The organism is Streptomyces sp. NPDC046915, assembly GCF_040644935.1.
Taxonomy (GTDB): domain Bacteria; phylum Actinomycetota; class Actinomycetes; order Streptomycetales; family Streptomycetaceae; genus Streptomyces.
Map to the genome: position 1 here is coordinate 382,946 of NZ_JBEYXB010000006.1, position 15,410 is coordinate 398,355.

At 71.3% G+C, this 15,410-nt stretch carries 13 protein-coding genes; 9 read left to right on the forward strand and 4 right to left on the reverse strand.

Translation table 11 applies throughout. The annotated features are described in order from the left end of the window. The first annotated feature begins 32 nt into the window (after nt 1-32). From ABZ915_RS18510 to ABZ915_RS18535, 6 genes are all read left to right on the forward strand, one after another. Complete coding sequence (locus ABZ915_RS18510) at nt 33-1,031, forward strand: LacI family DNA-binding transcriptional regulator (protein ID WP_361803549.1); 999 nt, start codon at nt 33-35, stop codon at nt 1,029-1,031. A gap of 110 nt (nt 1,032-1,141) precedes the next feature. Then, nucleotides 1,142-2,491 (forward strand): extracellular solute-binding protein, encoded by a 1,350-nt coding sequence (locus ABZ915_RS18515; RefSeq protein WP_361803552.1) that lies wholly within the window; start codon nt 1,142-1,144, stop codon nt 2,489-2,491. A gap of 5 nt (nt 2,492-2,496) precedes the next feature. Next, on the forward strand, nt 2,497-3,453 hold the full coding sequence (locus ABZ915_RS18520) for a sugar ABC transporter permease (protein ID WP_361803555.1): 957 nt from the start codon (nt 2,497-2,499) through the stop codon (nt 3,451-3,453). After that, nucleotides 3,450-4,325: a carbohydrate ABC transporter permease gene (locus ABZ915_RS18525; protein ID WP_361803558.1), complete on the forward strand. Its 876-nt coding sequence runs from the start codon at nt 3,450-3,452 to the stop codon at nt 4,323-4,325. The genes ABZ915_RS18520 and ABZ915_RS18525 overlap by 4 nt, the downstream gene beginning before the upstream one ends. 36 nt (nt 4,326-4,361) lie before the next feature. Then, a complete protein-coding gene (locus ABZ915_RS18530) occupies nt 4,362-5,951 on the forward strand; it encodes a glycoside hydrolase family 13 protein (RefSeq protein WP_361803561.1) in 1,590 nt (529 codons plus the stop codon). 66 nt (nt 5,952-6,017) lie between these two features. Further along, complete coding sequence (locus ABZ915_RS18535; protein ID WP_361803564.1) at nt 6,018-8,159, forward strand: discoidin domain-containing protein; 2,142 nt, start codon at nt 6,018-6,020, stop codon at nt 8,157-8,159. Nucleotides 8,160-8,255: 96 nt separating this feature from the next. On the opposite strand, the gene ABZ915_RS18540 is transcribed toward ABZ915_RS18535, so the two are convergent. The 4 genes from ABZ915_RS18540 to ABZ915_RS18555 all read right to left on the reverse strand — a co-directional run bounded on the left by ABZ915_RS18540 (nt 8,256) and on the right by ABZ915_RS18555 (nt 11,104). Further along, on the reverse strand, nt 8,256-9,191 hold the full coding sequence (locus ABZ915_RS18540; RefSeq protein ID WP_361803567.1) for a PDR/VanB family oxidoreductase: 936 nt from the start codon (nt 9,189-9,191) through the stop codon (nt 8,256-8,258). Beyond that, nucleotides 9,188-9,403, reverse strand: a complete 216-nt coding sequence (locus ABZ915_RS18545) for a hypothetical protein (protein WP_361803570.1) — start codon at nt 9,401-9,403, stop codon at nt 9,188-9,190. The genes ABZ915_RS18540 and ABZ915_RS18545 overlap by 4 nt, the downstream gene beginning before the upstream one ends. After that, entirely contained in the window at nt 9,400-10,467 is a 1,068-nt protein-coding gene (locus ABZ915_RS18550; protein ID WP_361803573.1) for an aromatic ring-hydroxylating dioxygenase subunit alpha, read from the reverse strand. Before ABZ915_RS18550 ends, ABZ915_RS18545 begins: the two co-directional genes overlap by 4 nt. Nucleotides 10,468-10,606: 139 nt before the next feature. Beyond that, the gene (locus ABZ915_RS18555) at nt 10,607-11,104 is read right to left on the reverse strand and encodes a winged helix DNA-binding protein (RefSeq protein WP_361803576.1); all 498 of its coding nucleotides are present in this window, start codon (nt 11,102-11,104) and stop codon (nt 10,607-10,609) included. Nucleotides 11,105-11,252: 148 nt separating this feature from the next. Between ABZ915_RS18555 and ABZ915_RS18560 the strand changes: the two genes are divergently transcribed. The 3 genes from ABZ915_RS18560 to ABZ915_RS18570 are packed head-to-tail and all read left to right on the forward strand — an operon-like array spanning nt 11,253 to nt 15,398. Further along, on the forward strand, nt 11,253-12,815 hold the full coding sequence (locus tag ABZ915_RS18560; protein WP_361803579.1) for a GMC family oxidoreductase: 1,563 nt from the start codon (nt 11,253-11,255) through the stop codon (nt 12,813-12,815). A gap of 16 nt (nt 12,816-12,831) precedes the next feature. Beyond that, a complete protein-coding gene (locus ABZ915_RS18565) occupies nt 12,832-14,256 on the forward strand; it encodes an aldehyde dehydrogenase family protein (RefSeq protein WP_361803582.1) in 1,425 nt (474 codons plus the stop codon). Next, a complete protein-coding gene (locus tag ABZ915_RS18570; protein ID WP_361803585.1) occupies nt 14,253-15,398 on the forward strand; it encodes a M20 family metallopeptidase in 1,146 nt (381 codons plus the stop codon). Before ABZ915_RS18565 ends, ABZ915_RS18570 begins: the two co-directional genes overlap by 4 nt. The last annotated feature ends 12 nt before the right edge of the window (nt 15,399-15,410 follow it).

Genomic DNA, 15,410 nt, shown 5'->3' on the forward strand with positions numbered 1-15,410 from the left:
CTGTTTGCGTTTCTTGCGCTAGTCTTGCGCTCATGACGCGACGACTTGCGGAAGTGGCGAAGAAGGTCGGGGTCAGCGAGGCCACGGTCAGCCGGGTGCTGAACGGCAAGCCCGGAGTCTCCGAAGCCACCCGGCAGGCGGTGCTGTCCGCCCTGGACGTCCTCGGCTACGAACGGCCCACGCAGCTGCGCGGCGAACGCGCCCGGCTCGTGGGCCTGGTGCTGCCCGAGCTGCAGAACCCCATCTTCCCGGCGTTCGCCGAGGTCATCGGCGGCGCGCTGGCCCAGCTCGGCCTCACCCCGGTGCTGTGCACGCAGACCAAGGGCGGGGTCTCCGAGGCCGACTACGTGTCCCTGTTGCTGCAACAGCAGGTGTCCGGCGTGGTCTTCGCCGGCGGCCTGTTCGCGCAGGCGGACGCGCCGCACGACCACTACCGGCTGCTCGCCGACCGCAACATCCCGGTCGTCCTGGTCAACGCGGCCATCGAACACCTCGGCTTTCCCGCCGTCTCCTGCGACGACGCGGTCGCCGTGGAGCAGGCCTGGCGGCACCTCGCCTCCCTCGGGCACGAACGGATCGGCCTGGTGCTGGGACCCGGCGACCACATGCCGTCGGCGCGGAAGCTGGCCGCGGCGCGGGCGATCGCCGGCGAGCTGCCCGAGGAGTTCGTCGCGCGGGCGATCTTCTCCATCGAGGGCGGTCACGCCGCGGCCTCCCGGCTGATCGACCGGGGGGTCACGGGCATCATCTGCGCCAGCGACCCGCTGGCACTGGGGGCGGTCAGGGCCGCCCGCCGCAAGGGACTCGGCGTCCCCTCGCAGGTCTCCGTCGTCGGCTACGACGACTCCGCGCTCATGAACTGCACCGAGCCCCCGCTCACCACCGTCCGCCAGCCCATCGAGGCCATGGGCAGGGCGGCCGTCGAGCTGCTGAACGCCCAGATCGCAGGCTCCGCCGTACCGGCCGAGGAGCTGCTGTTCGAACCGGAGCTGGTGGTGCGGGGGTCGACCGCGCAAGCACCTCGTAGCTGAGATCCACTCCACTGTCGAATAATTACAGATCCTGCGCGACATCTTGCGAAGAGGTGTCGGCGGTGCTTGAGTGTGCGGCGCCCACTGCTCCTGCCCAGAGGGGTCCACCGATGAGAAGCACCGGGTTCCGCCGTACCCTCCTCGCGATCGGCGTCTGTTCGTCCCTCGCCCTCGCCGCCACCGCCTGCGGATCGGGCGACGACGCGGCGAGCGGCAAGACCCGCATCACCGTCAACTGCGAGCCGCCCAAGAGCGCCAAGACCGACCGGAGCTTCTTCGAGGAGGACCTCGCCTCCTTCGCGAAACAGAACCCGGACACCGACGTCGTCGCCCACGACGCCTTCCCCTGCCAGGACCCGAAGACGTTCGACGCCAAGCTCGCCGGCGGGCAGATGGAGGACGTCTTCTACACGTACTTCACCGACGCCCGGCACGTGGTCGACATCGGGCAGGCCGCCGATCTCACGCCGTACGTCAAGGAGTTGAAGAGCTACGGCACCATCCAGAAGCAGCTGCGCGACATCTACACCGCCGACGGGAAGGTGTACGGCATACCGCGTACCGGCTACTCGATGGGACTGATCTACAACCGCGCGCTCTTCAGGAAGGCGGGCCTCGACCCCGACAAGCCGCCGGCCACCTGGGACGAGGTCCGCGCCGACGCCAAGCGGATCGCCGCGCTCGGCGACGGCACCGTCGGCTACGCCGACTACAGCGCCCAGAACCAGGGCGGCTGGCACTTCACCGCCGAGCTGTACTCCCAGGGCGGCGACGTCGTCGGTGCCGACGGCAAGAAGGCCACGATCGACACCCCCGAGGGCCGGGCCGTCCTCGGCAACCTGCACGACATGCGCTGGACGGACGACTCCATGGGCAGCAAGCAACTGCTCGTCATCAACGACGTCCAGCAGATGATGGGTTCGGGCAAGCTCGGCATGTACCTCGCCGCCCCCGACAACATCCCGATCCTGGTGAAGGAGAAGGGCGGCAACTACAAGGACCTCGCCCTCGCCCCCATGCCCGGCGGCAAGGGCACGCTCATCGGCGGCGACGGCTACATGTTCAACAAGCACGACACGCCCGCCCAGATCCGCGCCGGCCTGAAGTGGCTCGACCACATGTTCCTCACCCCCGGCGACGGCTTCCTCGGCGACTACGCGCGCGCCAAGAAGAACGACGCCCCCGTCGGCCTGCCCGAACCACGCCTGTTCACCGGCGCCGCCGACGCCAAGGACCAGCAGGTCAAGAAGGCCGACGCGAACGTGCCGGTCGAGAACTACCAGGCCTTCCTCGACGGCAGCCGGCGACTGGAGATGAAGATCGAGCCGCCGGACGCCCAGCAGCTCTACTCCGTCCTCGACGGCGTCGTCTCGGCCGTCCTCACCAAGAAGGACGCGGACATCGACCAGCTCCTCAAGGACGCCTCCGGCAAGATCGACGGCATCCTCGCCCGGGGCTGACACCGATGACCAAGACGGCTCAGCGGCGCCCCGCCGATGCGGTCGCCGTCCACCGGGTACAGGCGCCGCCCCCGGCAGGGGACCGGAGGCGGCGCCGCCTGGCCGACCAGGCCCGCGCCTACGCCTTCCTCCTCGGCGGACTCCTCTGCTTCGCCCTGTTCTCCTGGTACCCGGCGATCCGCGCGGTCGTCATCTCCTTCCAGAAGTACACCCCGGGCTCTTCGCCCGAGTGGGTCGGCACCGCGAACTTCACCCGCGTCCTGCACGACCCGGAGTTCGCGGCGGCCTGGCGCAACACGCTCACCTTCACCGCGCTGGCTCTGCTCATCGGCTTCGCGATCCCCTTCGTACTCGCCCTGGTGCTCAACGAGCTGCGGCACGCGAAGGCCTTCTTCCGGGTCGTGGTCTACCTGCCGGTGATGATCCCTCCGGTGGTCAGCGCCCTGCTGTGGAAGTGGTTCTACGACCCCGGGGCCGGCCTCGCCAACGAGGCGCTGCGCTCGCTGCACCTGCCCACCTCGAACTGGTCCAACGGCGCCGACACCGCCCTCGTCTCCCTCGTCATCGTCGCGACCTGGGCGAACATGGGCGGCACGGTCCTGATCTACCTCGCCGCGCTCCAGTCCATCCCCGGCGAGCTGTACGAAGCGGCCGAGCTGGACGGCGCCGGCCTCCTCCAGCGCATCCGCCATGTGACGATCCCGCAGACCAGGTTCGTGATCCTGATGCTGATGCTCCTGCAGATCATCGCCACCATGCAGGTCTTCACCGAGCCCTTCGTCATCACGGGCGGCGGGCCGGAGAACGCCACGGTCACCGTTCTCTACCTCATCTACAAGTACGCGTTCCTCTACAACGACTTCGGCGGCGCCTGCGCGCTCAGCGTGATGCTGCTCGTCCTGCTCGGCCTGTTCTCCGCCGTGTACCTGCGGCTGACCCGTTCCGGAGAGGGGGAGGCATGAGCACCAGGACCCTGGTGTCCCCGGCGGCGCTCGCCCGGCCGTATGCGAAGATCGTCTACTGGATACTGTTCACCGTCGTCCTCATACTGTTCGCGCTCGCCTTCCTCTTCCCCGTCTACTGGATGGTGACGGGCGCGATGAAGTCCCCCGACGAGGTGGCGCGGACCCCGCCCACGCTCGTACCGCAGCACTGGCACCTCGGCGGCTACACCGACGCCTGGGACCTGATGCAGCTCCCGCTCCACCTGCGGAACACGGTGGTCCAGGCGGCCGGGGCCTGGCTGCTGCAACTGGTGTTCTGCACGGCCGCCGCCTACTCCCTGTCCAAGCTGCGGCCCGCCTTCGGCAAGGTGATCCTCGGCGGCATCCTGGCCACCCTGATGGTCCCGGCCCAGGCACTGGTCGTACCCAAGTACCTGACCGTCGCCGATCTGCCCCTGATCCACACCAGCCTGCTCAACGACCCCCTCGCCATCTGGCTGCCCGCGGTCGCCAACGCCTTCAACCTGTACCTGCTCAAACGGTTCTTCGACCAGCTGCCGCGGGACGTGCTGGAGGCCGCGGAGATCGACGGCGCCGGGCGGCTGCGGACCCTTTGGTCGATCGTGCTGCCCATGTCGCGGCCCGTGCTAGGCGTGGTGTCGATCTTCGCGCTGGTCGCGGTGTGGCAGGACTTCCTGTGGCCGCTGATGGTGTTCTCCGACACGGACCGGCAGCCGATCAGCGTGGCCCTCGTCCAGCTGTCGCAGAACATCCAGCTGACCGTGCTCATCGCCGCCATGGTGATCGCCAGCATCCCGATGGTCGCGCTGTTCCTTCTCTTCCAGCGGCACATCATCGCCGGGATCAGCGCGGGCAGCACCAAGGGCTGACGCCGCCCTCCGGACCGAGACAGAAAGGCAAGCACCGTGGGACAGCCCACCCATGCCCGGACCCCCGACCACTGGTGGCGCTCCGCCGTCATCCACCAGGTGTACGTCCGCAGTTTCGCGGACGGCGACGGCGACGGCACCGGGGACCTCGCCGGCGTCCGTGCCCGGCTCCCGTACCTCGCCGAACTGGGCGTGGACGCGCTGTGGTTCACGCCCTGGTACCTGTCACCCCTGAAGGACGGAGGTTACGACGTCGCCGACTACCGGACCGTCGACCCGGCCTTCGGCACACTCGCCGAGGCGGAGAAGCTGATCGCGGAGGCCCGTGAACTCGGCATCCGCACCCTCGTGGACGTCGTGCCCAACCACGTCTCCGACCAGCACGTCTGGTTCCGCCAGGCCCTCGCCGGCGGCCCCGAACGGGCCCTGTTCCACTTCCGCCCCGGACGCGGCGACCGCGGCGAACTCCCGCCCAACGACTGGCGGTCGCAGTTCGGCGGGCCCGCCTGGACCCGCGTCGCCGACGGCGACTGGTACCTCCACCTCTTCGCCCCCGAGCAGCCCGACCTCAACTGGGCCCACCCGGCCGTGCGCCGGGAGCACGAGGACATCCTGCGGTTCTGGTTCGACCGGGGTGTGGCCGGCGTCCGCATCGACTCCGCCGCCCTTCTGGTCAAGGACCCCCGGCTGCCGGACTTCACCGAAGGCCGCGACCCCCACCCGTACGTCGACCGCGACGAACTCCACGACATCTACCGGGCCTGGCGGGCGATCGCCGACGAGTACGGCGGCGTCTTCGTCGGCGAGGTCTGGCTCCCGGACGCCGAACGCTTCGCCCGCTATCTGCGCCCCGACGAACTGCACACCGCCTTCAACTTCTCCTTCATGACCTGCCCCTGGGAGGCGGCCCGCCTGAGGACGTCCATCGACGAGACGCTCGCCGAACACGCGCCGGTCGGCGCCCCCGCCACCTGGGTGCTGTGCAACCACGACGTGACGCGCACGGTCACCCGTTACGGCCGCGAGGACACCGCCTTCGACTTCGCGACCAAGGCCTTCGGCACCCCGACCGACCTCGCCCTCGGTACCCGCCGCGCCCGTGCCGCCGCCCTGCTGTCCCTGGCCCTGCCCGGATCGGTGTACCTGTACCAGGGGGAGGAACTGGGGCTGCCCGAGGCCGAGATCCCCGTCGAGCGCATCGAGGACCCGATGCACTTCCGCTCCGGCGGCGCGGATCCCGGCCGCGACGGCTGCCGGGTGCCGCTGCCGTGGGCGGCGGGGGAGCCGTACGCGGGCTTCGGTTCCCGTGCGGAGCCGTGGCTGCCGCAGCCGGCCGGCTGGGCGTCGTACGCGGCCGACCGCCAGGCCCGTGATCCCGGCTCGATGCTCACCCTCTACCGCGAGGCGATCAGGATCCGCCCGGTGTTCGGTGACGGCCCGCTCGCCTGGCTGCCCACGCCCGACGGGGTGCTCGCCTTCACCCGGGCGGCGGGCGTGCTGTGTCTGGTGAACCTGGCCGACACGCCCGCCGCCCTGCCCGCCCACACCGAACTCCTCCTCGGCAGCGGGTCGTTGGACCCCGACGGCCGGCTGCCGAAGGACACCGCGGTCTGGCTGCGCGCCTGAGACCGCACCCCGCTATCCCCACCCCCACCACGAAGGGATCAGCACATGCGCAGAAGTGTCAGGAGCATGCCAGCAGCGACCGTCGTAGCCCTCACCGCCGGCCTGCTGACCACGGCGGCACCCGCCGCCCACGCGGCGGCCGGCGCCACCCTCCCGTTCAGCTCGGTCGAGGCCGAGTCGGCGACCACCACCGGCACGAAGATCGGCCCCGACTACACCCAGGGCACCCTCGCATCCGAGGCCTCCGGCCGTCAGGCCGTGCGACTCGACTCCGGGCAGCGCGTCGAGTTCACCGTGCCGCGTGCATCCAATGCGGTGAACATCGCATACAGCGTTCCGGACGGTCGGTCCGGCACGCTCGACGTGTACGTCAACGGCACCAAGCTGGCGAAGACCCTGCCGGTCACCTCCAAGTACTCCTACATCGACACCGGCTGGATCGCCGGATCCAGGACCCACCACTTCTACGACAACGCCCGTCTGCTGCTGGGCCGGGACGTCCAGGCGGGCGACAAGGTCGCCTTCCAGTCGACCGGCACCCAGGTCACCGTCGACGTCGCCGACTTCGAGCAGGTCGCCGCGGCCGCCGGCCAGCCCGCCGGATCGGTGTCGGTCACCTCCAAGGGCGCCGACCCCAGCGGCCAGGGCGACTCCACCCAGGCGTTCCGGGACGCCATCGCGGCCGCACAGGGCGGAGTGGTCTGGATCCCGCCGGGCGACTACCGGCTGACGTCCTCGCTCAGCGGCGTACAGAACGTGACCCTCCAGGGGGCCGGCCACTGGTACTCCGTCGTGCACACCTCCCGCTTCATCGACCAGTCCAGTTCCTCCGGAGGCGTCCACATCAAGGACTTCGCGGTCGTCGGCGAGGTCACCGAGCGCGTCGACTCCAACCCGGACAACTTCGTCAACGGCTCGCTCGGCCCGAACTCCTCGGTCTCCGGCATGTGGATCCAGCACATGAAGGTCGGCCTGTGGCTCATGGGCAACAACGACAACCTGGTCGTCGAGAACAACCGCATCCTCGACACCACCGCCGACGGACTCAACCTCAACGGCACCGCGAAGGGCGTCCGCGTCCGGAACAACTTCCTGCGCAACCAGGGCGACGACTCGCTCGCCATGTGGTCGCTGTACGCGCCGGACACGAACAGCAGCTTCGAGAACAACACCATCTCGCAGCCGAACCTCGCCAACGGCATCGCGATCTACGGCGGCACCGACATCGCCGTGAAGAACAACCTGGTCTCCGACACCAACGCCCTCGGCAGCGGCATCGCGATCTCCAACCAGAAGTTCCTCGACCCCTTCAACCCCCTCGCTGGCACCATCACGGTGGACGGCAACACACTCGTGCGCGCCGGCGCCATGAACCCCAACTGGAACCACCCGATGGGCGCCCTGCGCGTCGACTCCTACGACAGCGCCATCGACGCCACGGTGAACATCACCGACACGACGGTCACCGACAGCCCCTACAGCGCCTTCGAGTTCGTCTCCGGCGGCGGGCACGGCTACCCGGTCCGGGGCGTCACCGTGGACGGGGCGACGGTACGCAACACCGGGACGGTCGTCGTCCAGGCCGAAGCCCAGGGCGCCGCCGCCTTCCGCAATGTCACGGCCACCTCGGTCGGCGCGGCGGGCATCTACAACTGCCCCTATCCGTCCGGCTCGGGCGCCTTCACGCTGACCGACGGCGGCGGCAACTCCGGCTGGAGCAGCACCTGGTCGGACTGCTCCGCCTGGCCCCAGCCCGGCCAGGGCGACCCGGACCCCGACCCGGGCCGCAACCTCGCCAAGGGCCGGCCTGCCACCGCCACCGGTTCGCAGGACGTCTACACGCCCGGCAAGGCGGTCGACGGCGACGCGAGCAGCTACTGGGAGTCCACCAACAACGCCTTCCCGCAGTCCTGGACGGTGGACCTCGGCTCCGCACAGGCGGTCCGCCGCCTGGTGCTGAAACTGCCGCCGTCGGCCGCCTGGGGCGCGCGCACCCAGACCATCACCGTGCTCGGCAGCACCGACGGCTCGAACTGGTCCACGGTGGTCGGCCCCCAGGGCTACCGCTTCGACCCGGCGACCGGCAACACGACGACCGTCTCCCTGCCCGACGGCACCAGCCTGCGCCATCTGAAGCTGACCGTCAGCGCCAACACCGGCTGGCCGGCGGGCCAGTTCAGCGAGGTGGAGGCGTATCTGACCCCGTGATGCAGTGACGCCGTGACTCCGTGACCCCGTGACTCCGTGACCAACGGTGCGCCGCGCTTCACCGCCCGGAAGCGCGGCGCGACCCGGCTCGTGCCTTCAGAGATCGAGGACGAGCCGTGCGCCCCGGCACCGTGACACGCAGATCATCATGGTCTCCCCGGACGCCCGTTCGTCGTCGCCGAGGACCGAGTCCCGGTGGTCGGGGGTGCCCTCCAGCACGTCGGTCTCGCAGGTGCCGCAGGTGCCCTCGGTGCAGGAGTAGAGCACCTCCACGCCCGCGGCGCGCACGGTGTCGAGCACCGAGACACCCGCCGGGACCGTGAGCGTGCGGCCGGTCCGGGCCAGCTCCACCTCGAACTCGCCGTCCTCGCCGACCGGTTGCTCCTTCGGCCGGAACCGCTCCACGCGCAGCACCCCGGCCGGGCACCGCTCCTCGACCGCGTCGAGCAGCGGGCCGGGGCCGCAGCAGTAGACGAGGGTGCCGTCGGGCAGACCGTCGAGCACCGGACCGAGGTCCAGCAGCCCCGTCTCGTCCTGCGGGGCGATCGTCACCCGGTCCCCGTAGCGCGCCAACTCCCAGGTGAACGCCATGGATCCGCGCGCCCGCCCGCCGTACAGCAGGGTCCACTCGGCGCCCGCCGCCTCGGCCGCGGCCAGCATCGGCAGGATCGGGGTGATGCCGATGCCGCCCGCGACGAACCGGTACCGGGGCGCGGGCTGGAGCGGGAAGTGGTTGCGCGGCCCGCGCACCCGCACCTTGTCGCCCGGCCCCATCCGCTCGTGCACATACGCCGATCCGCCCCGTCCGTCCGGCTCGCGCAGCACCGCGACGCGCCACACGGAACGGTCGGCCGGATCACCGCACAGCGAGTACTGCCGCTCGAGGTCCGGGCCGAGGAGCACGTCGACGTGGGCGCCCGGCTCCCAGGCGGGCAGCTCCTCGCCCAGCGGATGGCGCAGCGTGAGGGCGAGGACCCCGTCGGCGGCCAACTCCCGCCGCTCCACGATGAGTTCGGCTTCGTACACGCTCATGAGCCGGCTCCTCGCGGCTGGTGTCCTTCGGGGTGGTCTCCTGCGGGCTGGTGTCCTTCGGGGTGGCCGAGCATCCACTCCCACATGGCGACCGGATCCTGGGCGGTGTGCTCGGCACCGCAGTGACAGGTGCCGTGCAGGACGTCGGTGCCCGGCAGCCAGTCGATGCGGTACACCTCGCTGGTGGCGGCCCGGCCGGCAGGTGCCGTCACTGGACCTTCTCCACGGGCTTCTCGCCCTCCTCGACCAGCCGGGCGAGGATACGGCGGGCGGCCAGGCCGCCGGTGTCGATGTTGATGCTCAGCTCCTGGTAGCCGGTGCGCTCGGTGCCGAGCGTCTTCTGGAGCAGGTTGAGCGCGTCCACGTCCTGCATGACGACGGTGTGGTTGTTGCCCCGCAGGAACTCGGTGACCTCCTCGTCGTCGACCGCCCAGTCGCGGGACACCATCCAGAAGTCGTACACGTGACCGTCGGCGGACGGTGTGATCGCGTACGTGATCTCGGTGTGGAAGCCGTTCGGGTCGCTGCCGTCCGCCTCCGGCAGCACGCCGACCGGGGCGATGCGGCTGTGCAGCAGGTAGAGGCAGGGCGCGTGGTACTCGATGTCCTGCCAGCGGGTGATCCGGCCGTCGATGCCGGTGGAACGGGCGTAGAACGGCGGACAGGCGGCGTCGTCCATGCGCCGGCTGACCCGCACGATGCCCGCGCCCTCGTCGACCTCCGTGGTGATCGGTGTCTCGGCGACCTCCGGGGTGCCGATGTAACCGCCGTGCAGATACGTCTCGTGGGAGAGGTCGAGGAGGTTGTCGACGAGGAGGCCGTGGTCGGCGTCGATCGGCTCCATGCCGCGGACGGTGACCCAGCCGGGGGAGTCGAGGTGCCGGGCGCGCGGGATGGTCAGCGGGTCCGCGAGCGCCGGGTCGCCGATCCACACCCACACCAGCGAGTCCTGCTCGACCACCGGGTAGGAGGCGACGCGTGCCGTGCGCGGTACGCGCTTCTGCCCCGGCACGTACACGCACGTACCGGTCGTGTCGTAGGTGAACCCGTGGTACCCGCACACGATCCGGTCGCCGTCCAGCCGGCTCTCGGACAGCGGGAAGCGGCGGTGCACGCACCGGTCGTGCAGGGCGACCGGCGTGCCCTCCTCCTCGGTGCGGTAGAGGACGAGCGGCTCACCGAGAACGGTCCGTCCCAGCAGTTCCTCGCGTCCGACCTCATGGCTGTAGGCGGCGACGTACCACTGGTTCCTGGCGAAGGCGGTCATGTGCGGCATGGCGTTCCCGTCCCTGAGAGCGGGGCGCCCGCGCCCCGCGTGCCGTGGTTGGACTCAAGGTTCGTGACGGTCGCGGCCGGTCGGCAAGGCGGCTTCTGTCAGACGGAAGGACGGTCCGGGCCCTCGCGGGTGCGCCGGCTCAGGCTCCGGTGGTGCCCTTCTGCCGGACTTCGGCGTACCGCGGGAGCAGCGCCTCCAGGTGTCCCACCATGAAGGTGTAGTACTCCCGCATCTCGCGCAGCCGTTCCCGCTGGGCGGCCGGCATTCCCGCGCCCTGCTCCTGCGCGCGTTCCGCGAGGGCGCGCAGCTGCGTGGTCGAGTCGACGATGTGCTGGAGGCAGCCGACCCAGGCGTCGTCCCGCCAGCGGTAGACGAACTGCCGCCGGCCGGGCTCCTTGTAGCGCTCCACGGTGCCGTTCTCGATGAGCAGCCGGGTGGTCTCCGAGACCGACCCCTTGCTCGCGTCGAGGGCGTCCTGGAGTTCGGCGAGGGTCATCGGCCGTTCGCTCAGCATGAGCAGGCCGGCCGCCCGCCCGGCCATGGGCGGCCAGCCCATGGCCCGGCCCACGTGTGTGCCGAACTCCTTGACGAGCGAGTCGTGAGCGTCGGGCTCGACGCCCTCGGCCGCCTGGGACACCGAAGCCTCCAGTGGTCACAAAAAACTGAACGTTCAGTCTTGACTGAATCTTTCGCGCGTTGGACAGTACCGAAACAAAGCCTACGGGCCCGCGACGGAGCCTACGGGCCCGCACCGTGGCTGATCGCCCTCTGGGGGGAGTCGGGACATGACGACGCAAGGCTGGGACATCATCGTGGTGGGCGCCGGATCGGCGGGCGCCACCTTCGCCGCGCGCTCCGCGCGGCGGGGGAAGCGGGTGCTGCTGCTGGAGGCCGGCCCCGACTACCGCTCCGCCGAGATGCACGAGGCGTGGCGCTCGCCCAACCCGGCGGTCGCGCTGATGGACCCCACCGCCGCCGAGGGACTCGTCTGGACGGGAGTGAACTCCGCCCGTACCGGCAAGCAGCAGCAGGCGCCGTACTGGCGGGGCCGCGGGGTCGGCGGCAGCTCGTCGGTCAACGGACAGATCGCCATCAGACCGCCGATGGCGGACTTCGAGGACTGGGCCGCCCTCGGCTGCACCGGCTGGTCGCCCGAGGACGTCCTGCCCTGCTTCGCCGAGCTGGAGGACGACGAGGAGTTCGGGGACCAGCCCCATCACGGCCGCGGCGGCCCGACGCCGATCCACCGCACGCCGCGGGACGAGTGGGGCGGTGTCGACACGGCCCTGGCCCGCTCCGCCCTCGCCGCCGGGTTCGCGTGGGCCCCCGACGTCAACGCGCCGTCGGCGACCGGAGTCTCGCCGTACCCCATCAACTCCCGTGACGGGCGGCGGGTGTCGGTCAACGACGCCTACCTGGAACCGGCCCGGGAACTCGGCAATCTCACGATCCACGGAGACGCCCTGGTGAACCGGGTCCTCTTCGCCGGGAACCGCGCGGTGGGGGTCGAGTTCGTCCACGACGGACACGTGGTGAGCGCGCACGGCGACACCGTCGTCCTCAGCGCCGGTGTGATCCACTCGCCCGCCGTCCTGATGCGGTCCGGCATCGGCCCCGCGGCGCACCTGCGCTCACTCGGCATCGACGTGCGACACGACCTCCCGGTCGGACGCGGCATGCAGGACCACCCCATGGCCCTGGTGTCCATCCCGCTGGCGCCGGGGGCGGCCGTCAAGACGCCGCACGACCGGCACACCAATGTCTGCGTCCGCTGGACCAGCGGTGCCCACGCCCCGGCCGACGACTTGATGTTCGTCTCGCTCAACCAGAACGTGCTCGCCATGGCCACCGCCTCCGCCGGCGCCTCGTCAGGGGCCTTCGGCGTCTGGCTCAACCAGGGCTATTCACGCGGCGAGCTGACGCTGACCTCGGCCGACCCCACCCGCCAGCCGCTGGTGGAACAGCGGATGCTCTCCGACGAACGGGACCTGGCACGCATGCGGCACGGCATGCGGACGCTGGTCGACCTGGCACGCCGGCCCGAGACCGCGGCCATCACGGCGGGTTCGCTCGCCGAGGCGAACGAGCGGCTGTTCGCCGTGCTGGACAGCGACGGCGAACTGGACGACCACCTGCTGACCACGGTCGTGGACGCACAGCACGGCACCAGCACCTGCCGCATGGGCGCGAGCGACGCCCCCGGCACGGTCGTGGACAGCGGGTGCGGCGTGCTCGGCGTCGACGGCCTGTACGTCGTCGACGCGTCGGTCTTCCCCTCGGTCCCCCGTGCCAACACCAACCTCGCCACGATCATGGCCGGCGAGCTGATGGCCGACCGGCTCGGCTGACCCGAAGGAGCTCCCCATGCAGACCCTGCAACACCTGATCGGCGGCGTCTGGGAGGACTCCTCGGACGACGCGTACACGGACGTCGTCGATCCCGCCACCGAGGAGGTCGTCGCCCGGGCGCCGGCCGGATCCCCGGACGACGTCGACCGGGCCGTGGCCGCCGCGGTGCGGGCGCAGCCCGCGTGGGCCGCACTGCCCGTGCACGAACGCGTCGCGAGGATCTCCGCCTGGGCGGACGCCGTCGCCGAGCACGCCGGTGAGCTCGCCGAGCTCGAATGCCGCGAGATGGGCAAGCCTGTCGGCATCGGCCGCACCTTCGTGGCGGGAGCGGCGGCCGGCCTCAAGGAGGCCGCGGGCCAGGCGCTGTCGTACCGCTTCGAGGACACGGTCGACGGCCCCGAAGGCAGCACGACGCGGATCCTGCGGCACCCGCTGGGCGCCACCGCGGTGATCACGCCGTGGAACTTCCCCGTGGCCATGGTGCTGGGGGCCCTCGGCCCCCTGCTCGCGGCCGGCAACACGGTCGTCGTCAAACCCTCGGAACGCTCACCGCTGTCCGCGGTCCGGCTCTTCGAACTGCTGGACCTGCCGCCGGGCGTGGTGAACCTGGTCCTCGGCGACGCGCGTGCCGGAGCGCCGCTGGCCGGGCACGACCGGATCCGGCTCGTGCACTTCACCGGCTCCGTCGACGCGGGCCGGAAGGTCGCGGCGGACGCCGGCGGGAAGCTGCACCGCACGGTGCTCGAACTCGGCGGCAAGGACCCCGTCGTCGTCGACGCCGGCGTCGACCCGAAGGCCACGGCCGCGGCCGTCGCGTTCGGCGCGTTCCTCAACACCGGCCAGATCTGCACCTCCATGGAACGCATCTACGTCCACCAGGACATCGCCGACGCGTTCGTCGACGCCCTGGCCGAGGCGGCGGCGGCCTATCAGGCAGGCGACGGCCGCCGCGAGGACGTCATGATGGGACCGCTGGTCGACGAGCGTCAGCGCGCGATCGTCCGGCGCCACGTCGCCGACGCGGTCGAGCGGGGTGCGAAGATCCGTGCGGGCGGCGTCGAACCGGACGGCAAGGGGTACTTCTACCCGGCCACGGTGCTCACCGACGTCGACGAGTCGATGCTCGTGATGAGGGAGGAGACGTTCGGGCCGCTCGCGCCGGTCGTGGTCGTCCCCTCCTTCGAGGAGGGCCTCGAGCGAGCCGGCCGGTCCCGTTACGGGCTCGCCGCCACGGTGTATACGAACGACGACGACCATGTCGCCGCGGCCGCCCGGCTTCCCGCGGGCGTCGTCTGGGTCAACCAGTGGCAGGGCGGCGGCCCGGAGCGCCTCTACGAACCGGCCGGTGACAGCGGCATGGGCGCCACCGGCTCGACCGCGGCCTACGACGCCGCGACCCGCCCGGCCGCGGTGCACATCGCCGCCCGGCCCGCGTCATGAGCGCCGCGCCGACGCCCGCCAAGGACGCCGTCCGGCGCCGCATCGGCACGGCGGGCCCGAGCCTGCTCGACCTGTCCCACCGGATCCACGCCCACCCGGAACTCGCCTTCGAGGAGGTCCGCGCCAGCGAATGGGTCGCCGGGCGGCTCAGCGAGGCCGGGTTCGCCGTCGAGCACGGCTGCTACGGGCTTCCCACCGCGGTCCGGGCCACCGTGGGCTCCGGGCCGCTGCACGTCGCGATCTGCGCGGAGTACGACGCGCTGCCGGAGATCGGACACGCCTGCGGGCACAACGTGATCGCCGCCGCCGCGGTGGGCGCCGGACTCGGACTGGCCGAACTCGCCGACGACCTCGGACTGACGGTCACCGTCCTCGGGACCCCGGCCGAGGAAGGCGGCGGGGGAAAGGTCCTGATGCTCGAACGCGGGGCCTTCGACGGCCTCGACGCCGCGATGATGGTGCATCCGGCGGCCGTGGAGATGGCCGCCATGTCCGGCTCGGCGGTCTCCGTGTTCGACGTGTCGTACCGCGGCACGGCCGCGCACGCCGGCGCCTACCCCGAGCGGGGCGTCAACGCCGCCGACGCCATGACCGTGGCCCAGGTGGCCATCGGGCTGCTGCGCCAGCAGACCACGGCCGCGGACCGCGTCCAGGGCATCGTCACCGAGGCGGGCAGTGCGCCGAACGTGATCCCGGACGCCAGCCGGGGCCGGTGGATCGTGCGCTCGGACACCCTTCAGGGGCTGGGACCGCTGACGTCACGCGTACGGCGCTGCTTCGAGGCCGGGGCACTCGCCACCGGGTGCGAGCTGTCGACGGAGCCGGTGTGCCCCGACTACGCCGACCTGCGCCCCGACGCGCGGCTCCTGGCTTTGTACCGGGCCAACGCCGAGGCGCTGGGCCGGACGTTCCCCGACCTGTCGGCACAAGCGGTCGTCGGCGCCGCCACCGACATGGGAAACGTCTCCCACGTAGTGCCCGCCATCCACCCCATGCTGGGCCTCGACTGCGCACCCGCGGTCAACCACCAGCCCGGGTTCACCGCCGCCTGCGTCACCCCGGCCGCCGACCGCGCGGTCCTCGACGGCGCCGTCGCGATGGCCTGGACGTGCGTGGACCTCGCCGCGACGGCCGGGCCGTGAGGCCGCGGACGC